Consider the following 21,282-nt stretch of genomic DNA (forward strand, 5'->3'; position numbering starts at 1 on the left):
CAAAATTCTCCTCGAATGCGGAGGTGAGGGCCAGCCGTGCGCCTGTCAATGATCCTCCTCGCGGACAACGCGCGCCCAGCACAAGACGTTCACCCGCACCGCGCCCGCTCGCCTGAGAGCGCCCGCGCAGGCATTGGCCGTCGCGCCGCTCGTATAGACGTCGTCGACCAGGGTCACGGCGCGGCCCTTGATCTCCTCCTTGCGCCGACGGTCGATTCGAAAGGCGCCGCGCACCGCGTCGCGGCGGGCGCGGCGGCCGAGGCCGCGAAGGGCCGGCGTCGCTTTGACCCGTTCGACCAAGTCGAGCCGGGCCTCGCCGCCGGTGCGCCGCGCGAGAGCCGTGGCGATCAGGGCCGCCTGATTGTAGCCGCGCCGCCAGATGCGCCACCGATGCAGCGGCACGGGGACGAACAGATCGCCCGCGTCCACATGGCGAAGCATCAAGGCGGCCATCGTCTCGGCGATTCCGGGCCGGCCGCCATATTTGAGCTTGAGCGCCACCGCGCGCGATATGTCGCCATAGGCCACCGCGGCGCGCAGCCGGTCGAACGCCGGCGGCTCGGCCATGCACTGGCCGCAGATCACCGCGCCGCCTTCGCCATAGTCGAACGGCAGCGCGCAGCGCGCGCAGCAAGGATCGCCGAGAAAGACCAGCTTCGACCAGCAATCGAGGCAGAAGCGGTGCGGGTCGGGCGTGATCGCCCCGCAGGCCGGGCAGCGCGGCGGAAGCGCGAAATCGAGGATCGGCCTGAATGCGCTTCGCGCCAGGGACGCCGCGGCTTGCATCGCCCAAGACTAGCGCCGGCGCGGTTGACAGCCAAGCCAATCCCGCCCATTTCGCCCGCGGCGGCCCGATGGCGGAGTGGTTACGCAGAGGACTGCAAATCCTTGCACGCCGGTTCGATTCCGGCTCGGGCCTCCAAATATGATCGCTCCGGCGCTATGATGGCCTCCATGATCGCCGGATCCTATTCCTATTCGCTAACCGATCCTCCCGGCTCCAGCGTCCTCGTCGCGGCGGTGTCGTGGCTCGAGGGCACCCTGCTCGGCACTGTCGCGACGACCGTCGCCGTCATCGCCATCGCCTCGATCGGGCTGATGATGCTCACCGGGCGGATGAACCTGCGCCATGGAATCGTCGTCGTCCTCGGCTGCTTCATCCTATTCGGCGCCCGCTCGATCGTCGCGGGCCTGCGCGCCGACGACGGAGCCCAGACGGATGCCTACGCCTACCAGCCCGCGCCCGCGCCGCCGCCGCCGGCCATTCCCCAGCCGCCGCCCGCCAATCCCGATCCTTATGCCGGCGCCGCGATGCCCGCGCGCTGAGGGAACCCTCCCCTTCCCCATCAATTGAATCGCCTGCGACACGATCGGGAGGCGAATCATGGCCGCGCGGCCTTATTGGAAGGGACAGATCAGGCTCGCTCTGGTCTCGATCCCCGTGGAAATCTATTCGGCGACCCGCTCCGGCGCGACCATCGCCTTCAACCAGATCCACGAGCCGACCGGCAAGAGGATCAAATATGAGAAGGTCGTGCCCGGCGTCGGCGCGGTCGATCCGGACGAGATCGTCAAGGGCTATCAATACAGCAAGGGCAGCTACGTGCTGCTCGACGACGAGGAGCTGGAGGCGGTCAAGCTGGAGAGCAAGAAGACGCTCGAGCTGACCCAGTTCGTCGAGCCCGGCGAGATCGACCCGCTTTATTACGAACGGCCCTATTATGTCGTGCCCGCGGACGACCTCGCCGAGGAAGCGTTCGTCGTGCTGCGCGAGGCTTTGAGGGACACGAAGAAGGTCGCCCTCGGGCAGCTTACGCTGCGCGGCCGCGAATATGTCGTCAGCCTCAAGCCGTGCGGGCGCGGCATATTGCTGGAAACGTTGCGCTATTCCGACGAGGTGGTGAAGGCGCAGGGCTATTTCCGCGAGATCACCGACGCCAAGCCGGACCAGGAAATGCTCGAGCTCGCGGAGACTCTGATCGACAAAAAGACCGCCAAATTCGATCCCGCCAAGTTCCACGACCGCTACGTCGATGCCCTGCGCGAGCTGATCGAGAAGAAGCGCAAGTCGAAGGGGGCGCGGATCGAAGCGGAGGAGGAAGACGAAACGCCGCGGCGCGGCTCCAACGTCGTCGATCTGATGGCCGCGCTGAAGAAATCGATAGAAAAGCCCGGCGCGAAGGCCGCCCCGAAGAAGGCGCCGGCGAAAAAGGCGGCGCCGGCAAGGAAGCGGGCGTAAATGGAGGGCGCGGTCATAAAGCCCTCTCCCGTGGGGAGAGGGTTGGGTGAGGGGTTTCAGCCTCCGCGATTACCCGCCGACGCCCGACCCCCTCACCCCGACCCTCTCCCCACGGGAGAGGGCGTTTTGCGCCGCGTCTGAACCATGCCCTCCCGCAAGACCGACCCCCTCGCCACCTACAATAAGAAACGCGATTTCGCGAAAACCGCGGAGCCTGCCGGCGCGCTCGCCAAAGGCGACCGCCATGGCTTCATGGTCCAGAAGCACGACGCGACCCGGCTCCATTACGATTTCCGGCTCGAGATGGACGGAGTCCTCAAGAGCTGGGCAGTGACCCGCGGGCCGAGCCTGGACCCGGCCGACCGCCGCCTTGCCGTGCGCACCGAGGATCACCCGCTGTCCTACGCCACGTTCGAAGGCACCATCCCCAAGGGCCAATATGGCGGCGGAACGGTGATGCTGTGGGACCGCGGCACCTGGACTCCGGCGCCCGGCAAGGACCCGAGGCGGACGATCGAGGAAGGCCATCTCCATTTCACCCTCGATGGCGAGCGGATGAAGGGCGAATGGGTGATGTTCCGGATGAAGCCACGAGGGAAGGAGCGCGGCGAGAACTGGATCTTGAAGAAGGTCGACGACGCCTATGCGGGCAGCCCCACCGGCCTCGTCGACACCTATCTGACGTCGGTCAAGACCGGGCGGACGATGGACGAGATCGCGTCGGGCAAGAAGGCGAGGGAAATTGCTCCCCGGCGAAGGCCGGGGCCCAGGCAGGCCGCAGGCCTGGACCCCGACCCGCGCCGGGGAACGGCTTTCCCCAAATTCCGCGAGCCGCAGAAGGCCACCCTCGTCGACGAGGTGCCCACCGGCGCCGGCTGGCTGCACGAGATGAAATATGACGGCTATCGCTGCCTGCTCGCGATCGCCGGCGGGGAGGCGCGGATCTACACCCGCAAGGGCCTCGACTGGACGGACAAGTTCCCCGAGATCGCCGAGGCGGCGCGCGGGATCGAATGCGGCAGCGCCCTGCTCGACGGCGAGATCGTCGCCCTCGACGAGAAGGGCAATACCGGCTTCTCGGCGCTTCAGCAGGCCATTTCGGAAGGCGGCCGCGGGCTCAGCCTGTTCCTGTTCGACGCGCTGGAGATCGACGGCGAGAAATTGGAGGGCAAGGGCAATCTGGAGCGCAAGCAGAAGCTCGCCTCCCTGCTCGGCCCGGGCCGCCCTCCGTTCATCCTCTACGCCGACCATATCCTCGGCAAGGGCGAGCAGCTCTACCGGGCGATGTGCGAGGCCGGCCAGGAAGGGATCATCTCCAAGAAGGCCGACGCTCCCTATCGCCACGCGCGGACTAAGAGCTGGCTGAAGATCAAATGCACCCGCCGCCAGGAGTTCGTGATCGTCGGCTGGAGCGAGAGCGACAAGAAGGGCCGCGGATTCCGCGCGCTGTTGCTCGGCCTCCACGAAGGGGGGAAGCTGCGCTACGCCGGCAAGGTCGGGACCGGCTTCTCGCAGGCGGTGCAGCACGATTTGCGCGCCAGGCTCGACAAGCTGGCGACGCAGAAGGCCCCTGCTCCCGTTCCTCGCGCCGAAGCGCGGGGCGCGCATTGGGTCAAGCCCACGCTCGTCGCCGAGATTGCCTTCGCCGAGTTCACCGCCGACAATGTCGTCCGCCACGCGAGCTTCCTCGGGCTGCGCGGCGACAAGCCGGCCAAGGAGGTCGTCGCCGAAATGCCGCAAAAGACGCCCGCCGCCGCCACCGACGACGTGAAGATCTCGAATCCCGACCGGGTCATCTTCCCCGACGCCAAGGTCACCAAAGGCGAGCTTGCCGCTTATTATCGCGAGGTGGGCGAGCTCATGGCCGAATGGACCGCGAACCGGCCGATCAGCCTGGTGCGCTGCCCGCAGGGCCGAGCCAAGAAATGCTTCTTCCAGAAGCACGACAGCGGCACGTTCGGCGCCCACGTCCTTCATGTCCCGATCCGCGAGAAGGACGGGCACAACGAGGATTATCTCTACGTCGAGGATTCGGCCGGGGTCATCGCCTGCGTGCAGATGGGGACGATTGAGTTCCACGGCTGGGGATCGAAGGTCGCCGACGTCGAGAAGCCTGACCGGATCGTGTTCGACCTCGATCCGGACGTCGGGCTCGATTTCGAGCTGGTGAAGAAGGCGGCGCGCGACGTTCGCCGCCACCTCGCGGATATCGGCCTCACCACCTTCCCGATGCTGACCGGCGGCAAGGGCGTGCATGTGATCGCTCCGCTGACTCCCGAGGCCGAGTGGCCGGAGGTCAAGGATTTCTGCCACCGCTTCGCGCTGGCGCTGGCCGAGGCCGAGCCCGAGCGCTTCACGGCAGCGCTTTCGAAGGCGAAGCGGACGGACCGGATCTTCATCGACTATCTGCGCAACCAGCGCGGGGCGACGGCGATCATGCCCTATTCCGCCCGCGCCCGCGAAGGCGCCCCGGTCGCCGCCCCGATCAACTGGGAGGAGCTGGACGAGATGCAGTCGGGCGCCCGCTTCAGCGTGCGCGATGCCGATCTGCTGCTCGATCGCGCCTCCTCGCGCCTGCTGCAGGGCTGGGGCGAGGCGAGCCAGGTTTTGCCGAAGGTTTAGGGTCAGGACTCAATTGGCTTGCTTGGATTGGCGAGCAATCTTTAGAGTCATCCCGGCGAAGGCCGGGACCCATGAACTCAATGTTCGGTGGGAAAGACGTAGGTCTGCGCTTCTTCCCGATCCAAGGTGTTCATAGGTCCCGGCCTTCGCCGGGATGACTCCGTTGAATTCCCACTCCAGGGGAATTTCCAATCGGATACGGACTCTACGCCGCCAGCCCCCGCTGCCGGGTCCAGCTCTGCGGCGAGACGCCGTAGGTGCGGCGGAAGGCGTGGCTCAGCGCGACCTGGTCGGAATAGCCGGTCGCTTCGGCCACCTCCGCGAGCGAGCGGCCGCCGGCCGCAAGCAACTTCGCGGCGCGATCGAGACGCAGCGCACGATGGTAGGAGATGGGCGATTCGCCGTAGGCATCCTTGAAGTATCGGGCGAGGTGGAATTGCGACAGTCCGGCCACCGAAGCCATCTCGGCCAGCGTCACCGCCCGGGCGATATGTGCGTGAAGGAATTCGCGCGCTCGCTCGAGCCGGCGGAAGAGCTCGCGGCGGGTCGAAAGCTTGACCGCCTTGAGCCCGTCGATCGCCGCGCGGCTGCGCTCGAGCGGCTCGGCGATCGCCACCTCGACCCGGGCCACCAGCTCGTCGGCGATCGCCGGCCCGAGCAGCGGGTTGTGGGCGATCCGGCGGCCGTAGTCCCACAAGGTCCGGCCCAGCGCGCTGGCGCGGGTCGACAGGACCAGAGCGCGGCCGAGCACGGGATCGTCGCCATGGCCCGCGGGCAGGTTCGCGGCCCCATTGGTCGGCAGCAGTAGGCACAGGCCCGTCATCGCCGAGCGGTTGGTGCCGATGCATTGGCTGCCGGCGTCGAGATAGAGGAACTCGCCCGGCTTGACCGAGATCGTCCGTCCGTCGATCTCGTAGCGCTCGTCGCCGTCGAGCACGAGCTTGAGCGAGGGCGCGGGGGCTCCGATCATCGAGCTGCCCGGCCCAAGCGCGCAATAGACCAGCTTGCCGTCGGGCACCGGCCCGCGCGGCGATTCGATTTGCCGATCCATCACGGTGAAGTCGCAGCCCATTCGCTCGTCCCGTGTCTTATCCCTCTAGGACAGTAGGACCGCGAATCTGAATGCCAGCTTACAAATAATTGGCGACGATCAGGGTAAGTCCGAGCGACAGGGCGGCGGCAGCCAAGAAACGCCACAGCGGCGCGGAAGTCATCGTCTCTCCGGACAGCGGCGCTTCCCGGCTCCCGGTAATCATCGAAATGACCAGATCTTCGCGCCTGGCGAAGCGATAATAGAGGATCGCCGCCAGATGGAGCGCGATCAGGCCGAGCAGGACATAGAAGAAGGTCTCGTGGCGCTCGGCGAGGGTTCGTGCGCTCTCGTAGGAGACCCGGTGCGAAAGCGGCCCGGTCTCAAGCCCGTCCTCGTCGCTCGCGAACAGGCCGAGGCCGATCTGGACGGCGAGCACGGCCAGCATCGCCGCGACGCTCCAGCCGCCGAGCGGGTTGTGTCCGAAGGCGCCGCCGGGCGCGCGCAGGTAGGCAAGCACGGCGCTCGGGCCACGAAGGAAGCCGGCGAAACGCGCGGTCGAGCTGCCGATCAGGCCCCAGATCAGACGAAACAGAACCAGGCCCAAAGCGACCTCGCCGAGCAGGATGTGGAGGTCCATCATATCGAGTTCGTGCGTCGCCCAGAGCGCCGGCACGAGTAGGACCAGCGCCCAGTGAAACAGTCGGATCGGCAGATCCCAGACTCGAACCCTCTCGACCATCAATGCTCGGGCGCCCGGTAGCTGTCGTGGCAGTTGCTGCACGCCCGCGCGACCGCCGGGACCGCGGCGCGGACGGCGTCGACATCGCCGCGCCGGGCGACGGCATCGAGATTGCGCGCGGCCACGAGCAATGCCGCGCCGGCGTGGGTGAAGCCGGAATGGTCGCTCCAGATTTCGGGCCGGGCGCGCGTGCGCACGCCGCTTTCCGCTCCGGTGCCGCGGGGGAACCAGCGCAGCACGTTCGGCGCGTGGCCGACGATGGTTCGGCTGCCGGCGCGGATCGCGTCGATCGACGGCGCGCCGCTCCTCAGCTGGTCGTTGATCCCTTTCATCGCTCCGCCCATCTGCTTGTAATTGGCCTGGCGCATCCGGATCGTCTCGGCGGCGGACGAGGCGCGATTCTGCGCTGCGGCGGTGGTGACGAGAGCGGCCAGCGCCGCGGCGGTAAGGATGAGATGCTTCACAGATCCACTCCACGCTTACTCGGGCCGCTCCTCATAATGAAGGTGCGGCGCGCGTCCAGCCGGCCAAACGAAAAGCGCCCCGGCCAGGGGGGAGCCGGGGCGCCTGCAACCGGCGGGGCGTTACGCAACTGGCCCGTACCGATAGATCGCTACGAGGATGCTTCTACCGACCTTCGGCTGAAGCGAGGCTGACCGCATTCGTCAGCCGCCGTTCAGCATTTGCGGGAACGTGTATTGTATAAATAATACACTTTATCCCTTGCGCTCGCAGGCGCGAGGCACCAATCTCTCCTCCGATCACGAACGGGGACAGACATGGCCACCCAGACCGACACCCAAGCCACCGCCGCGTCCACTCTGACGCTCGATCCGCCCCAGCCGCTCCAGATGGTTCAGCCCGAGCAGGCGGCGGGCCTGGTACCGCTCAAGGCCGAGGAGAAATCGGCGCTGGAGCAAAAGGTGGACCAGTTCATCGGCGAGCTGGTCGCGCTCGACGCCAACTCGCCCGATTTCGGCAAGAAGGTCGATCAGCTGACGACGATGGGCCGCAAGGAGATCGCCGAAGCCGCCGGCGCCTCCAACCGTTTCCTCGACCGGCCGGTCAAGGCGATTGACAGCAACACCGGCATCGGCGCCAACCTCACGCAGCTCAGGAAGACGGTCGAGGATCTCGATCCCGGCCGCGGCGGCGCGCTGGCCAAGCCGCGCAAATTGTTCGGCATCATCCCGTTCGGCAACCGGCTGCGCGGCTATTTCCTGAAATACCAGTCCGCCCAGAGCCACATCGCCGCGATCCTCGCCGCGCTCGCCTCCGGCAAGGACGAGCTGTTGATGGACAATGCCGCGATCGACACCGAGCGCGCCAATTTGTGGAAGTCGATGGGCAAGCTCGAGCAAATGATCCACATCTCCAAGGCGCTCGACGCGAAGCTCGAGGAGAAAGCGAACGAGCTCGATGCGACCGATCCCGCAAAGGCCAAGGCGATCCGCGAGACCGCGCTCTTCTACACCCGCCAGCGCACCACCGACCTGCTGACCCAGATGGCGGTGACCGTTCAGGGCTATCTCGCGCTCGACATCGTCAAGAAGAACAACGTCGAGCTGGTGAAGGGCGTCGACCGCGCGTCGACCACCACCGTCTCGGCGCTGCGGACCGCTGTCACCGTCGCCCAGGCGCTGACCAACCAGAGGCTGGTGCTGGAGCAGATCACCGCGCTCAACACCACGACGGCCAACATGATCGAATCGACCGGCGAATTGCTCAAGAGCCAATCGGCCGAGATCCACAAGCAGGCCGCGTCCTCGACCATTCCGCTCGAGACCCTTCAGCGCGCGTTCCAGAACATCTACGATACGATGGACACGATCGACCGCTTCAAGGTCGAGGCGCTCGGCAACATGAAGCAGACGGTCGACACGCTCGGCCGCGAGGTCGAGAAGAGTCGCGGCTACATCGCCCGCGCCGAGGGAGTTGCCCAGAACCAGCTGGCCGGGCGGACCGCGGATTCGCCGTTCACCGCGCTCGAGGGATGAGATGACCGCCGACTCTCGGGTCCATCGGGTAGTTGCCCGCTTTGACGAAGCGAATGCGCGAATCCCGCGCGTCACTGCGGCGCGGCAGGGCTTCTCGCGCACGACTACGGCTTGGGCGAAGCGAATTGCCGCGCTGGCCATGGCGTTCGTGGGCCTTTTGGTCGCCACGGTCGCGTTCGGTCTTATCGTTGGACCGATTGGCTTGGGCGGGGTGTTCACGGTGGTTTTGCTCGGGATCATCGTCGCCGGCTTGATGCTCTACGCCGGGCGTGAAAAGCCGATCGTCGATTATAGGGAGGACATGCCGAATAAAGCTGTCGTGGAGCGGCTTGGAACATTGCTCACGCGCAAGCGCACAGCCCTTCCTGCCCCGGCGGCAAGCCGGATCGATGCGATCAGCGCTCAGCTCCCGTTGCTCGAAAGCCGCCTGTCCGAGACTCAGTTACTCGATCCGCTCGCTCAGGATGCGCGGCGGCTGATGGGCAAGCATCTGCCCGAGCTGATCGAACGCTACGAGCGCGTGCCCGCCCCCTACCGCCGCGAGCGCGACGCCGAGGGGCTGAGCGTGGATGACCGGCTCGTTCAGGGGCTCGATGCGGCCAAGACCGCGCTGGACGATCTCGGCCGCAAGCTTGCCCGCGAGGATGTGGACGCCTTCCAGACCCAGGGCCGCTTCATCGAGTCCCGCTACAAGGCGGACGGTTCGCTAGAGAGCGACTAGATCCTGCCCATCAGGAGCAGGACGATCACGACGATCGCGATCAGGCCGAGGATGCCCGACGGGCCGTATCCCCAGCCGCGGCTGTAGCCCCACGACGGCAGCGCGCCGATCAGGAGGAGGATCAAAAGGATGATCAGAATCGTGCCGAGCATGGAAACTCTCCCAATGTTGTACGAGGGCGTAACGAGCGCGGCGGCGGCTGGTTTCACGCGGGGGTGAACTGCTCCCTCGCTCGGGCCAGCGCGGTGACGCCCGCGGCGATCGTCTCGGGCCTCTTGGCGAAGCACAGGCGCACGACATTGGTGACCGGCGCCTCGGCGTAGAAGGCCGAAACGGGAATGGCGGCGATCCCCGCTTCGGCGACTGCGCGGCGGCAAAAATCCATGTCTGCCAATGCGATGCCCGATGCCGCGAGGTCGACGCACAGAAAATAGGTCCCTTCGCAGGGCAAGGCCGCATAGCCCGCGGCCTCCAGCGCGGCGCGCATCGCCTCGCGCGGCTGCGCGAAGCCGGAGCGCATCGAATTAAAATAATCGTCGTCCTTGGCGAGACCGTAAGCCACGGCGCTCTGCAAATTGGGCGCGGTGGCGAAGGTGACGAACTGATGCGCTTTGGCAATGGTCTCGGCGATGGTCGGCGGCGCGACGACCCAGCCGACCTTCCAGCCGGTGACCGAGAATATCTTCCCCGCCGAGCCGATCTTGATCACCCGCTCGGCCATGCCCGGCAGGGATGCGATCGGCACGAACGGCCGGTCGAACACGAGATGCTCCCAGACTTCGTCGGAAAGGATCATCGCCCCGGCCCGCGCCGCCGCATCGGCGAGCAGCGCCAGCTCGCCCTCATCGAACACACGCGCGGTCGGGTTGTGCGGGTTATTGAAGAGGACCAGCCGCGTGCGCTGGCTGAAAGCCTCGGCCAGCAACTCCTCGGTGATCCTCCAGCCGGGCGGAGTCAGTCGGACCAGCCTCGGCACCCCGCCGGCGCGCAGGACCAGCGGAAGATAGGCGTCGTAGAGCGGCTGAAAGAGGACGACCTCGTCGCCGGGCTCGATCAGGGCCATCAGGCTCACCGCGAGCGCCTCGGTCGCCCCCGAGGTGACGATCACCTGCTCGGGCGAAAGCGCGAGCGCCTGGTGGCGGGCATAATGGGCTGCGACCGCCGCACGGAGCTCGGGCAGGCCGCGCATCGGCGGATATTGGTTGGAGCCCGCCGTCAACGCCTCGGCGGCCCTCGCCACCACGTCCTCGGGCCAGCCGAAATCCGGGAAGCCCTGGCCCAGATTGACCGCGCCAACCGCGCGCGCCGACATCGACATTTCCTCGAAGATCGAGGTCGGCATGTTGGCGAAGAGCGGGTTCATCGCCTTGCTCTAGCATGGCGCGGCACGGGCGGAACAGCTTGGGAGATGACGGCCCCGGGCGCCGCCGCTAAGCCGGGCGCCATGCCCCGCCGCTCCCGCCGCTCCCTCCCCTTCCGCATTCTCAAATGGCTCGTCGGCGGCCTGCTGATCTTCCTCATCGGAAGCGTGCTCTGGGTGCTCGCCTACCGCTTCGTCGATCCCCCGATCACCTTCACCCAGGCCGCCGACGGAATGTGGGGCAATGGCCTGACGCGGGCCTGGCTTCCGATCGAGCGGATCGACCGCGACATGGTCCGCGCCGCCATCTCCGGCGAAGACGGCAAGTTCTGCGAGCATTGGGGCTTCGATCCCGAGGCGATCGAGGCGGCGATGCGCCGCAACGCGGCCGGTGGCGCGGTCATCCGCGGCGGATCGACGATCAGCCAGCAGACGGCGAAGAACGTCTTCCTCTGGCAGGGCGGCGGCTATTCCCGCAAAGGCCTCGAGGCCTGGTTCACGCTGCTGATCGAGAATATCTGGGGAAAACGGCGGATCATGGAAATCTATCTCAACGTCGCCGAGACGGGGATCGGGACCTATGGCGCCGAGGCCGGGGCCCAACGCTATTTCGGCCATGGCGCCTCCTCGCTGAGCCCCGCCGAGGCGGCGCGAATCGCGGCCGTCTTCCCGCTGCCGAAGCGGCGCGCGGCGATCGACCCCCGCGGCTTCACCCGCCGCTACGGCAACATGATCCTGGCCCGCATGCGGATCACCGGCCGCGACGGGCTGGACCGCTGCGTCTACGGCTGAACGTCGCCTCGGCGTACGGGGAGGCCGATCCGAATCTGCGCCCGTAAGGCGCGCTCATCTGCCTCCCGCCCGGCCGCATGGGCGCGGGCACGCTCCGAGAGCAGCCTGGCGAGCACGACCTCCTGCTTGAGCGACATGAACGTCGCGCGGTCCAGATCGATCGGGTCCTCGAACTTGGCGACGAACTCGCCGTTGCGGCGCCAGGCGACATAGGCTCGACGCGGACCGATGCCCGGCACCTCGAGAGTCACCGGCGCGTGGAGCCTGAGCGTGACGTCGCAGGTCGCGCGAAAGCTGGTCTCGCTGCATTCGAGCAGGCGCACCTCCACGCTGCTCCAATCGTTGGGCGCGAGCCGAACATCCTCGTCGAGCGCGAGCCTTTTATCGACGGCAGTCCGCATGCCCGGCTCAAAGGTCCTCGGGCCGAAGGCCGTAGGTGCGCGCCGACCAGGGCGATTCCGGATCGCCGTCGCTGCCGAGATAATCGGGCTTCACGTAGCGCGACAGGCCCGATTTCGGCGCCGTGACGGGCGTTCCGTCGGCGAGCAGCCGCATGTCGAACGGCGCTTCGAACAGCAAGCCGATCTGGCCCGAGCGGCACCAGCGCACACGGGCCTGGGCGGCGACCGCGCCGCCGCCGGCAAGCTCGAGCACCACCGGCGCCCCTTCCGGGAGATCCTCGCCGCAATCGAGCATCGCGCCGTTGGCGGAAATGTTGCGCAGCCGAACCTCGTGCGATTCGATGCCGCAATGGAGCACGCCCTTCAGGATCAGGGCCTGGCGAGGGGCCCGGGCCGGTCTCATCGCGATCTTTTCCGGCTGCTCGCCCGCGCGGCGGCCGCTGACGATCAGCTGGCGCACGTTGGCGGGAGCGATGAGCACCGTTTCCTCGGCGAATTCCAGGCCGATGTGCCGCCCTTTGACCCAGCGCACGGCACAGCGGGTCTGGTTGCAATCCTCGATGCTGATGCTGATTCGCTCGCCGACCCGCGCCTCGATGTCGCTGTCGATCATGACTCCGTGCGACGAGACGTTGACGACCGCAACCTCGATCTTCTTCCGGCGGAAGGTGATCACCGCCTTGTCGGCGAGGTTCATGTGCCGATCCTCGCGCCGCTGGTTGGTCGTGCGCGATTCCTCTCGGCGAACGGCGATTCCCGTAAGGCCCGCACTGGGCCGGGGAGCGGCGCGCTCGGCGCCCTTGCGGACGACGATCTCGCGCGCGCCGCCCCCCTGCATGAGTGAACGTATCTCGTGCATAAACCAAACCCCCTTCCGGCCGCTTCCGGATTTGGGCCTATGCCACGAAAATTGCTGAGGAATTGTTACCCTGGAGTCTAATCTGGATTAATTACTCGACGGTTACCGACTTGGCCAAGTTGCGCGGCTGATCGACGTCCGTGCCCTTCGCGACGGCCACGTGATAGGCAAGTAGCTGCACCGGGACGGCGTAGACGAGCGGGGCGATCAGCGGGTGAACATGGGGCATTTCGATCGTCGCGATTGCCCCTTCGCCCGCTTGTGCGATTCCCTGGGCATCCGAGATCAGAACGACCTTGCCGCCGCGCGCCTGGACTTCCTGCATGTTGCTGACGGTCTTCTCGAACAGGGGGCCGGACGGCGCCAGGACGATGATCGGGACATTGTCGTCGATCAATGCGATCGGCCCGTGCTTCATTTCTCCCGCGGCATAGCCCTCGGCATGAATGTAGCTGATCTCCTTGAGCTTGAGCGCGCCTTCGAGCGCCAGAGGGTAATCCTGGCCTCGGCCGAGATAGAGCACGTCCCGGGCCTCGGCGATGAGATGAGCCATGGCCGCGATATCCTCGTCGTGGCCGAGCGCGGCGTTCATCGCCGCCGGCGCCTCGGTCAGGTGGAGGACGATTTCGCGTTCCTCCTCCTCGCTCATCCTTCCCTTGTCCCGCGCCACCTTGGCTGCGAGAGCGGCGAGCACCGCGAGCTGGCAGGTGAAGGCCTTGGTCGAGGCGACGCCGATCTCGGGCCCCGCATGGGTCGGAAGCAGCAGGTCGGCTTCGCGCGCCATCGAGCTGGTCGGCACGTTGACGACGACCGCGATCTTCTGCCCCTGCTCGCGGGCATGGCGAAGCGCGGCGAGCGTGTCGGCCGTTTCGCCCGACTGGCTGATGAAAAGCGCCAGCCCGCCTTCTTCCAGGACCGGATCGCGGTAGCGGAACTCGCTCGCGACATCGAGGTCGCACGGCACGCGGGCGAAGCGCTCCAGCCAATATTTGGCGACCATGCCCGCGTAGAAGGAGGTGCCGCAGGCGACGATCGTGATCCGCGGAACCGGAGCGAAGGAGAAGTCCATCTGCGGCAGGGCGATCTTCTGCTCGAGCGGGCGCAGATAGGAACCGAGCGTCTGAGCGACGACCACCGGCTGCTCGAAAATCTCTTTCTGCATGAAATGGGCGTGATTGCCCTTGTCCACCCGCTCGGCGCTGGCGCCTGAATCGACCGTCTCGCGGTCAACGGGATTGTTGTCCCGGTCGAAAATCTCGACCGCGTCGTGGGTAACGACCGCCCAGTCGCCCTCGTCGAGATAGGCGATCCGCTTGGTCAGCGCGGCGAGCGCGAGCGCATCCGAGCCGAGATAATTCTCGCCCGCGCCGAAGCCGACCGTCAGCGGCGCGCCGAGCCGGGCGCCGACGATCATCCCCGGATGGTCACGGAACAGGATGGCAAGGGCGAAAGCGCCGTGAAGGCGCGGCAGCACCGCTGCGACCGCATTACGGGGCTCCAGGCCTTGGGCGAGCTGGTCGGCGACCAGATGCGCGACGACCTCGCTGTCGGTCTGGCTCTCGAACTTGCGCCCCTTGGCTTGCATCTCTTCGCGGAGCGGCTTGAAATTCTCGATGATCCCGTTGTGGACCACCGCCACGCCCTCGACGACATGCGGATGGGCATTGCCGACCGTCGGCGCGCCGTGGGTCGCCCAGCGGGTATGGGCGATGCCGACATGGCCGGGCAGCGGCGCCGCCTCGAGCTCGCGCTGCAGGTTGTCGAGCTTGCCCTCGGCGCGGCGGCGGTCGAGCCGGCCGTCGACGATGGTGCAGATGCCGGACGAGTCGTAGCCGCGATATTCGAGCCGCCTCAGGCCGTCCATCAGGCGCGAGGCCGTCTCCTCCCGCCCGACGATCCCAATGATTCCGCACATCAGAAATGCTCTTTCTACAAAGTGTAGGGTACATGAACCCCTGGCATGTTCGCCGGGAAGTCCCTGGTGTTACGCGTGACGAGGACCGCGCCGTTCACCTGCGCCGTCGCGAGGATGAAGGCATCGAGCAGCTTCATCCGCGAACGGTGCCGGATGTCCGCGGCGGCCGCGGCGATCCGCGCGTCCAGCTCGACCACCTCGAAAGGCTCGATCAACTGCTGAACCTCCGCCCGGCTTTCGAGCGGTTCGCCGGCGATTACCTCCGTCCAAACGATCCTGCTGATGCGGTGGCGCGGATAGCGGAAGAGCTCCGCTCGCGCCTGCGCGCGGCGGAGCAGCCAGTCGATAACGATATTCGTGTCGAAAAAGGGATCGGACATGGAGGTCAGTCGAAGGTCCGATCCTCGCGAATGGCGAGCTGGTATTCCAATCCATCCCGGATGTCCGCGCGGCCCGACCAATGGCCATAGCCGCGGTCGATCCAGTCGTTGTTCGAATTGCGCGCCAGGTAAAGGATCACGGCCTCGCGAATCGCCGCCGCACGGGATTGCTTGCGCTTGGCGGCCAAGGCATCGAGCTTTTCAATATCGTCATCGGGAATGTCGATCAGCGTGCGCATGATATGTTGATATCATATCGCGATATCATACTCAACTCGTTTTCTCTTTCTTGGCCGCCATCGCCGTGCGGAAACGCTTGGCGCCGCCCGGCTTTTCGGTCTGGACGCCCCGGCCCAGCGCCACGGCGTCCGGCTGCACATCTCTGGTGATCACCGAGCCCGCGCCAACCAGGGCGCCGTCGCCGATCGTCACCGGGGCAACGAGTGCGCTGTTGGAGCCGATAAAGGCTCCGTCGCCGATCACCGTCCGATATTTGAAGAAGCCGTCATAATTGCAGGTGATCGTGCCCGCGCCGATGTTCGCGCCCGCGCCGATCTCCGCGTCGCCGAGATAGGCGAGATGATTGGCTTTGGCGCCCTTGCCCAGCTTCGCCTTCTTCACTTCGACGAAATTGCCGATCCGGGCGTCCTCGCCGATGTCGGCGCCGGGACGAAGACGCGCATAGGGACCCACCTGTGCGCCCGCCGCGATGACAGCGCCTTCGATATGGCTGAACGCCTTCACCGTGACCCGCTCGCCGATCGTGACTCCGGGGCCGAAAACCACGTTGGGCTCGATCACCGTGTCGCGCCCGATCCGGGTGTCGTGGGCGAACCAGACGGTGTCCGGGGCAACCAGGGTGACTCCGTCCGCCATAGCCTCGAGCCGGCGGCGCCGCTGCCACTCGGCCTCGACCAGGGCCAGCTCGGCGCGGCTGTTGACGCCGGCCATCTCCCATGGTTCGGCCTCGATCACGGCCGACTTGCGGCCGTCCCGCCCGGCGAGCATCACCACGTCGGGAAGATAATATTCGCCGGCCGCATTGTCGTTGCCGACCCGGGCGAGCAAGGCGAACAGATCTTCGGCGCGCGCCGCCATCAGCCCCGAATTGCAGAGGTCCACTGCGCGCTCCTGCGGAGTCGCGTCCTTATATTCGACCATCTTTTCAATGGTTCCGTCGGGCGCCGCGAGAATCCGGCCATAGGCCTGCGGATCGGCGGGGCGGAACCCGACCACGACCGCCGCGGGCGAGTCCGGCGCGTTCAGCCGCGTCAGCATATGGGCCATCGTCTCGGCCTCGATCAGCGGGACGTCGCCGTAGAGGATTAGGACGTCGCCTTCGAAGCCGGCGAGGTTCGCTTCGGCCTGGCGCACGGCGTGGGCCGTGCCGAGCTGCCGATCCTGGACGACGAGCTCGCCGCCGCGCGCCTCGACGAGGGCCTGGACCTGCTCCCGGCCGGCCCCGACGACGACGATCTTGCGCGCCGGAGCGAGCGTGTCGACGATTCCGAGCAGATGATCGAGCATCGCCCGGCCGGCGATCGGGTGAAGCACCTTGTGCACGTCGGACTTCATTCGCGTGCCCTTACCGGCAGCGAGGATGATGGCGGCAAAGGGGCGGGCGCGCGTCATGTGTGCTGCGGCATGGCACGACAGCCTTGCCATTTCCAGAGGCCGTCCCCAATCGACGGCGATGGTCTCATTTCCTTTCGACGTCGTCGCCTTCGATCTCGACGGCACACTCGCAGACACGTCGCCCGACATCGCTGCGGCCTTGAACCTGATGCTCGGCGATCTCGGGCGGCCGCCGCTGAAGCCCGAACATATTCGCTCGTTGATCGGCGACGGCGCCAAATCGCTGATCCGCAAGGCGCTGGCGGCCACGGGCGAGGCTGGCGATGCCCTCGTCGAAGAGGGCTATCCGATTTACCTCGACCGTTACGGCGACAACGTCTGCGCCGGCACGGTCCGCTATCCCCATGTCGAGCAAGCAATGGACGATCTGGCCGCGCGCGGCGTGCGGCTCGCGCTCTGCACGAACAAGCCGGAGGCGCTGACCCGCAAGCTGCTCGACGCGCTCGGCTGGTCCGAGCGCTTCGCCGCCATAGTTGGCGGCGACAGCTTGCCATGGCGCAAGCCGGACGCGCGTCCCCTGCTCGAGACCCTGGAGCGCGTCGGCGGCGGTCGGATGGCCTTCGTCGGCGATTCGATCATCGACGCTGAGACGGCGCAAGCGGCAGGCATCCCATTCATCGCCGTCAGCTTCGGCTTTTCCGACCTTCCGACGACCGAGTTCGGGGCCGACGCGGTGATCGACGACTATGCCGAGCTGATCGATGTGCTGGAGCGCCTTTAGCGCGTGGCTTTGATCCATAGGTGCCGCGCAAGCATCAGCGGCGGCATTCGAAGCCAGTGCGAGCGCACGTAGAAGAAAAAGCGGATCAATTTGCGGCGCTCCTGGCCCCATCCGTTGCGGGCGAGCAGGCGTGCCTCGAAGAGCCGGTCGGACAGGCGCGCGCGGCCGGCCCCAGCCGGGGTGCCGTAAAGGCGGTGCGCAAGCCGCAGCGCGCGAGCGACCGGGCCGGCAAGCTGGTGACGCCGCGCGCGGGCATCGAGCGTCCGCCGGAAATCGTCCGAATCGAACTCGCGCAGCAGACGATCGATGTCCCAGAGATTCCTGAGACCGCCAGCAAGGTCGCCGTCCGCGAAGAGATGCGCCGCAGCGTGGACGATCATGTCCGCCGGCGAAAGCGTGCGAAGCCCGTTTTCGAGCGCGACGCTGTCCGCGATCAGCGCCCCAGCGTCGGGGCTGGGCCGCGCCGTCGGGGGCAGGATCGTGTGGTGCACGTCGATCATCCGGTCGCGGTCCCGGTGGATCAGCGGGGGCAGCTCGTGCATCCAGCGGCGGTAATAACCGTCGTCATATCCCTTGGTGTCCTTCACATGCTCCCAGCCGGCGGCCAGCAGCGCCGCTTCGACCGCGTCGAGGGATTCGCGGGGCACGAGGATGTCGAGATCGCCGACGCTGCGCCCGGCGCTGGCTTCCAGTCCGGCGGCGTGGAAGGCGGTGCCCTTCAGCAGAATCACCGGCACGCCGAGCGGGGCGAGCGCACGGCGGGCCATCTCCGCCTCCCACAGCGCCTGTGTGCGCTGGCGGGCGGAGTCGCGGCGAGCGGCGTCGAATATAGCCGCGACGCGCGGTGGAACGGCGCGGCCCTCCATGCGGCAGGCGAGGCTGCCGATAAGTTGCTCGGCGCGCGCGGCGCTGATGAGCGCATTCCAGTCCTCGATCGCCGTCCCGTGCGGATCGCTCAGGGCGCGAGCGAGAAGCCCGGCGGCCTTCACGCGGCAAGCTCCTGCCGGAAATCCTCGACCAGGCCGAGCGCGGTCGCCGTGTCGGGATAGTCGATGGCGAGCGCGGGCACGGCGCGGACGAGCCGGGTCAGCGCCGTAAAACCCGGCTCCCCGAGCGCGACATAGTTGGTCGAGGCCTGCGTGAGCCGCATGAACGTCTCCGCCTGCCCGACCGCACGCACGGCCGCTTCGGCACCGAAGCGCGGGAAGAGAATGAGCGCCGGCCTCGCGCCCTCCCCCATCCGCTCGACCGCCTCCCGATTGGGCCGCAGGTGACGGATGTCGCCCTTGGGCGTGCCGGCGAGGCGCGGGCCGAAGCGCGCGGCCTCGGCCTCCGCCTCCATCACTGCGATCGCCTTGTTCTTGAGGCTGACCGCGCGCGGGAAGGGAAGCAGCATGCCGCTTTCCAGGTCGAGCAGGGCGAATTCGTCGCCCATCAGGCGCCAGCCGCGCTCGCCGAGAAGCGCGGCGAGAGTCGATTTGCCCGCGCCGGATTCGCCTGTGAGAATGAGCGCGCGCCCGTCCTTCTCGACGCTTGCGGCGTGGAGAAGGAGCCAGTTCTTCTGGCCGAGCGCCATTTGCAGGTTCATGCCCATCTCGGCCGCGAGCAGGCCCAGGGCCAAGGGCAGGGGCGCGGCGTCGGGCAGGACGTAATCGCCGCGGATCGCCACCGAGGGGCGAAGGAATCGCCGCCAGGGCTTCTCGGGCTCGAGCCGCACGGTGAAATCGGCGATGCCCCCCTCGGGCGCGGGATAGCCGCGGTAGAGATCGGCGAGCGCGTCGAGCGGCCCGGGCCAGGCGCTGCCGATGCGAAAGCCCACCGCGCCGATCTGCACGTCGAACTGGTGCCTCATGCCCGTCGCACCAGACCGGCCGCCTCAAGCTCGTTCAGCCGGGCATGGATGACCTCGCCGCCCTCGAACGCGAAACGGGCGCCCAGGCGGCGGAGCAGCTCGGCGGCGTCGGCGGGGCCCGCGCCCAGCGCGTCGAGGATTTCCGGCGCCGGCGGCGCGACGATGTGGGTCATGCCGGAGGATACATGATAGACGACCGTGAGGCCATCGAGCGGGACCGAACGAACCGCTCCGCAATCCGCGATATAGACGGGATCGGCCATCGGCCGCGCCCCGCTCAGCGCGGCATCTGCAGCGAGGCGTAGCAGGTGAAGCCGCTCATCCCCGCCTGCAGCCGCCGGATGTAATTGGCATAGGCCTGAGCAGCGCTCGGATCGACGCCGGCGGGCGTGGCGCCGGAGCGCAGCAGGTTCTTGACCTCCTCCCCGCGCAGCGGGCGCGCCAAAGGGGGCGCGGCGCCAGGCGTGCCGGGAGCGACCAGGCTGCCGTCGGGCGCGACATAGGAGCCGCCGGCCGTCGGCGCGGGCACCGGTATCTCGCAGTTGAGCACCGAGCCCGCGGTCTGGGCCAGCGCAGGGCGCACCGTGATGACCGTCGAAGCGGCCGCCGCGCCCAGCACGAGGACCGTGCGCCGGCTTGGAACGAAGCCGCTCGTCCCGATCGCCTCTTCGTCAGTGCCGCTCATGGAATTTCCGATACACCTGGGCCCTTTAATAAGGGTAAAGCGGGGACGAGGCGAGCGGCGGCATATCCAGGCGTCCCGCTTCGGGACAGGGGCGGGATGACGGAGAAGACGGCGATCAAGGCAGCGGCGATCAGCGTCGCGGGCACTGCCGGGGCGAGCGCCGCCATCCTTGCCGGCGCGCCTCCCGTCGCGGCGCTCATCGCGCTTGTCGCCGGAATTGCCTCCTATGCGATCGCGGCCGGTGCGGAGGCTCCAATGCCTGCGGAGACCGTGCCTGCCGGGCCCGCCCCGACGCCCCTTCCCCCCGCCGGCGACCTTCTGAACTCGGTCACCGATCCGATGCTGCTCGTGCGCGACCGCCGCGTGCTGATCGCCAACCGCGCGGCCAAGGACCTGCTGGGCGACCATATCGAAGGATCGGACGTCCGCCTCGCCATTCGCCACCCCGCTGCGACCGAGCGGCTTGGAGATCACGGCCAGCGGGAAGAGGCGTTCGAGCTGATCAGCCTCGGCGAGTCGGGCGGGCAATGGGAGCTGGCGGTAACGCCGCTTCCCGACGGCAGCCGCACGGTGAGGCTGCGCGACCACAGCCAGGTCAGGGCGGCGGAGCAGATGCGCGTCAACTTCGTCGCCAATGCGAGCCATGAGCTCAGGACCCCGCTGGCGACCTTGCTCGGGTTTCTCGAGACGCTCGAGGACGAGGCGGCGGGCGGCGATGCGGCGACCCGCAACCGCTTCCTCGCCATTATGTCCGGCGAGGCGAAGCGCATGCGCGACCTGATCGACGATCTGATGTCCCTCTCGCGGATCGAGGCCGACCGTTACGCGCTGCCAGGTGAGACGGTCGCGCTCGCGCCGATCGTCGCGGAGGTCGTCGCAGGGCACGACGTCGCGGTCGACGATCGTGTGCCCGGCGCGGCGGTCCGCGGCGACCGCGGGGAGCTGGCGCAGATGCTGAGCAACCTCGTCGTCAACGCGATCAAATATGGCCGCGAGGGGACGCCTGTGCGAATTAGGCTGGAGGCGGCCCAGGGCGAATGCGTCCGCCTCAGCGTCGCCGACGAGGGCGAAGGCATCGCAGCGGAGCACATCCCTCGACTGACCGAGCGATTCTACCGCGTCGACGCTGGCCGCAGCCGCCAGGTCGGCGGGACGGGCCTCGGCCTCGCCATCGTCAAGCACATCGTGCTGCGCCATCGCGGCCGCCTCGATATCGCCAGCGAGCCCGGAGTCGGCACCACCGTCAGCGTCTACCTGCCGCTGGCGGAAGGCCTGTCATCAAAGAGTCATCCAGACGCCACACAAGCCATCCCGTCCTGACCCGCCTGAGG

General features: G+C 67.4%; 24 protein-coding genes and 1 tRNA gene. 9 read left to right on the forward strand and 16 right to left on the reverse strand.

All coding sequences use genetic code 11. The annotated features are described in order from the left end of the window. Positions 1-45: 45 nt before the first annotated feature. Entirely contained in the window at positions 46-786 is a 741-nt protein-coding gene (locus E6G92_06275) for a ComF family protein (protein TMJ19387.1), read from the reverse strand. Positions 787-848: 62 nt separating this feature from the next. Here E6G92_06275 and E6G92_06280 point away from each other — a divergent pair. The 4 genes from E6G92_06280 (at position 849) to ligD (ending at position 4,861) form a co-directional block, all read left to right on the forward strand. Then, positions 849-922, forward strand: a tRNA-Cys gene (locus E6G92_06280). A 20-nt stretch (positions 923-942) separates the two neighbouring features. Next, on the forward strand, positions 943-1,326 hold the full coding sequence (locus tag E6G92_06285; GenBank protein TMJ19388.1) for a hypothetical protein: 384 nt from the start codon (positions 943-945) through the stop codon (positions 1,324-1,326). A gap of 58 nt (positions 1,327-1,384) precedes the next feature. Beyond that, positions 1,385-2,239 (forward strand): Ku protein, encoded by an 855-nt coding sequence (locus tag E6G92_06290; GenBank protein ID TMJ19389.1) that lies wholly within the window; start codon positions 1,385-1,387, stop codon positions 2,237-2,239. Positions 2,240-2,383: 144 nt separating this feature from the next. Continuing rightward, positions 2,384-4,861 carry a DNA ligase D gene (ligD, locus tag E6G92_06295; protein ID TMJ19390.1) on the forward strand — a complete coding sequence of 826 codons (2,478 nt, stop codon included), beginning with the start codon at positions 2,384-2,386 and terminating at the stop codon, positions 4,859-4,861. A 205-nt stretch (positions 4,862-5,066) separates the two neighbouring features. On the opposite strand, the gene E6G92_06300 is transcribed toward ligD, so the two are convergent. The 3 genes from E6G92_06300 to E6G92_06310 are packed head-to-tail and all read right to left on the reverse strand — an operon-like array spanning position 5,067 to position 7,097. After that, positions 5,067-5,933, reverse strand: a complete 867-nt coding sequence (locus tag E6G92_06300) for a helix-turn-helix transcriptional regulator (GenBank protein TMJ19391.1) — start codon at positions 5,931-5,933, stop codon at positions 5,067-5,069. 58 nt (positions 5,934-5,991) lie between these two features. Next, positions 5,992-6,633 carry a Ni/Fe-hydrogenase 1 b-type cytochrome subunit gene (locus E6G92_06305; protein TMJ19392.1) on the reverse strand — a complete coding sequence of 214 codons (642 nt, stop codon included), beginning with the start codon at positions 6,631-6,633 and terminating at the stop codon, positions 5,992-5,994. Continuing rightward, entirely contained in the window at positions 6,633-7,097 is a 465-nt protein-coding gene (locus E6G92_06310) for a cytochrome c (GenBank protein ID TMJ19393.1), read from the reverse strand. The genes E6G92_06305 and E6G92_06310 overlap by 1 nt, the downstream gene beginning before the upstream one ends. Before the next feature lie 315 nt (positions 7,098-7,412). Here E6G92_06310 and E6G92_06315 point away from each other — a divergent pair, with 315 nt between their 5' ends. Together E6G92_06315 and E6G92_06320 are read left to right on the forward strand one after the other, a co-directional pair. Then, positions 7,413-8,630, forward strand: a complete 1,218-nt coding sequence (locus E6G92_06315) for a toxic anion resistance protein (GenBank protein ID TMJ19394.1) — start codon at positions 7,413-7,415, stop codon at positions 8,628-8,630. A 157-nt stretch (positions 8,631-8,787) separates the two neighbouring features. Beyond that, positions 8,788-9,351, forward strand: a complete 564-nt coding sequence (locus tag E6G92_06320; GenBank protein TMJ19395.1) for a hypothetical protein — start codon at positions 8,788-8,790, stop codon at positions 9,349-9,351. Here the strand turns inward: E6G92_06320 and E6G92_06325 are convergent. After that, positions 9,348-9,503, reverse strand: coding sequence for a DUF3309 domain-containing protein (locus E6G92_06325; protein TMJ19396.1), 156 nt, complete (start codon positions 9,501-9,503; stop codon positions 9,348-9,350). The genes E6G92_06320 and E6G92_06325 overlap by 4 nt on opposite strands. Positions 9,504-9,556: 53 nt before the next feature. Beyond that, positions 9,557-10,714, reverse strand: coding sequence for an aminotransferase (locus E6G92_06330; GenBank protein TMJ19397.1), 1,158 nt, complete (start codon positions 10,712-10,714; stop codon positions 9,557-9,559). A gap of 45 nt (positions 10,715-10,759) precedes the next feature. Here E6G92_06330 and mtgA point away from each other — a divergent pair, with 45 nt between their 5' ends. Next, positions 10,760-11,503, forward strand: coding sequence for a monofunctional biosynthetic peptidoglycan transglycosylase (mtgA, locus tag E6G92_06335; GenBank protein TMJ19398.1), 744 nt, complete (start codon positions 10,760-10,762; stop codon positions 11,501-11,503). On the opposite strand, the gene E6G92_06340 is transcribed toward mtgA, so the two are convergent. The 6 genes from E6G92_06340 to glmU all read right to left on the reverse strand — a co-directional run bounded on the left by E6G92_06340 (position 11,494) and on the right by glmU (position 16,690). Next, positions 11,494-11,904: a hypothetical protein gene (locus E6G92_06340; protein ID TMJ19399.1), complete on the reverse strand. Its 411-nt coding sequence runs from the start codon at positions 11,902-11,904 to the stop codon at positions 11,494-11,496. The two genes, mtgA and E6G92_06340, sit on opposite strands and share 10 nt — an antisense overlap. A 7-nt stretch (positions 11,905-11,911) precedes the next feature. Continuing rightward, positions 11,912-12,763 carry a PilZ domain-containing protein gene (locus tag E6G92_06345; GenBank protein TMJ19400.1) on the reverse strand — a complete coding sequence of 284 codons (852 nt, stop codon included), beginning with the start codon at positions 12,761-12,763 and terminating at the stop codon, positions 11,912-11,914. Between the two features lie 91 nt (positions 12,764-12,854). Further along, positions 12,855-14,678: a glutamine--fructose-6-phosphate transaminase (isomerizing) gene (glmS, locus tag E6G92_06350; GenBank protein TMJ19401.1), complete on the reverse strand. Its 1,824-nt coding sequence runs from the start codon at positions 14,676-14,678 to the stop codon at positions 12,855-12,857. A 14-nt stretch (positions 14,679-14,692) separates the two neighbouring features. Beyond that, positions 14,693-15,058, reverse strand: coding sequence for a type II toxin-antitoxin system VapC family toxin (locus tag E6G92_06355; GenBank protein TMJ19402.1), 366 nt, complete (start codon positions 15,056-15,058; stop codon positions 14,693-14,695). Positions 15,059-15,063: 5 nt separating this feature from the next. Further along, positions 15,064-15,297: a CopG family transcriptional regulator gene (locus tag E6G92_06360; GenBank protein TMJ19403.1), complete on the reverse strand. Its 234-nt coding sequence runs from the start codon at positions 15,295-15,297 to the stop codon at positions 15,064-15,066. Between the two features lie 31 nt (positions 15,298-15,328). Then, positions 15,329-16,690: a bifunctional UDP-N-acetylglucosamine diphosphorylase/glucosamine-1-phosphate N-acetyltransferase GlmU gene (glmU, locus tag E6G92_06365; GenBank protein TMJ19404.1), complete on the reverse strand. Its 1,362-nt coding sequence runs from the start codon at positions 16,688-16,690 to the stop codon at positions 15,329-15,331. A gap of 61 nt (positions 16,691-16,751) precedes the next feature. On the opposite strand from glmU, the gene gph reads away from it, so the two are divergent. Then, positions 16,752-17,414, forward strand: a complete 663-nt coding sequence (gene gph / locus E6G92_06370; protein ID TMJ19405.1) for a phosphoglycolate phosphatase — start codon at positions 16,752-16,754, stop codon at positions 17,412-17,414. On the opposite strand, the gene E6G92_06375 is transcribed toward gph, so the two are convergent. Genes E6G92_06375 through E6G92_06390 form a run of 4 tightly spaced genes read right to left on the reverse strand, consistent with a single transcriptional unit; the run spans position 17,411 to position 19,951 of the window. Continuing rightward, positions 17,411-18,403 carry a nucleotidyltransferase family protein gene (locus E6G92_06375; protein TMJ19406.1) on the reverse strand — a complete coding sequence of 331 codons (993 nt, stop codon included), beginning with the start codon at positions 18,401-18,403 and terminating at the stop codon, positions 17,411-17,413. The genes gph and E6G92_06375 overlap by 4 nt on opposite strands. Beyond that, on the reverse strand, positions 18,400-19,266 hold the full coding sequence (locus tag E6G92_06380; protein TMJ19407.1) for an HprK-related kinase A: 867 nt from the start codon (positions 19,264-19,266) through the stop codon (positions 18,400-18,402). Before E6G92_06380 ends, E6G92_06375 begins: the two co-directional genes overlap by 4 nt. Continuing rightward, positions 19,263-19,529 carry an HPr-rel-A system PqqD family peptide chaperone gene (locus tag E6G92_06385; GenBank protein ID TMJ19408.1) on the reverse strand — a complete coding sequence of 89 codons (267 nt, stop codon included), beginning with the start codon at positions 19,527-19,529 and terminating at the stop codon, positions 19,263-19,265. The genes E6G92_06380 and E6G92_06385 overlap by 4 nt, the downstream gene beginning before the upstream one ends. Positions 19,530-19,543: 14 nt before the next feature. Continuing rightward, a complete protein-coding gene (locus tag E6G92_06390; GenBank protein TMJ19409.1) occupies positions 19,544-19,951 on the reverse strand; it encodes a hypothetical protein in 408 nt (135 codons plus the stop codon). Between the two features lie 255 nt (positions 19,952-20,206). Between E6G92_06390 and E6G92_06395 the strand changes: the two genes are divergently transcribed. Continuing rightward, entirely contained in the window at positions 20,207-21,271 is a 1,065-nt protein-coding gene (locus tag E6G92_06395) for an ATPase (GenBank protein TMJ20737.1), read from the forward strand. Positions 21,272-21,282 lie beyond the last annotated feature (11 nt).

This window comes from Alphaproteobacteria bacterium (assembly GCA_005883305.1).
Lineage (GTDB): Bacteria > Pseudomonadota > Alphaproteobacteria > Sphingomonadales > Sphingomonadaceae > Allosphingosinicella.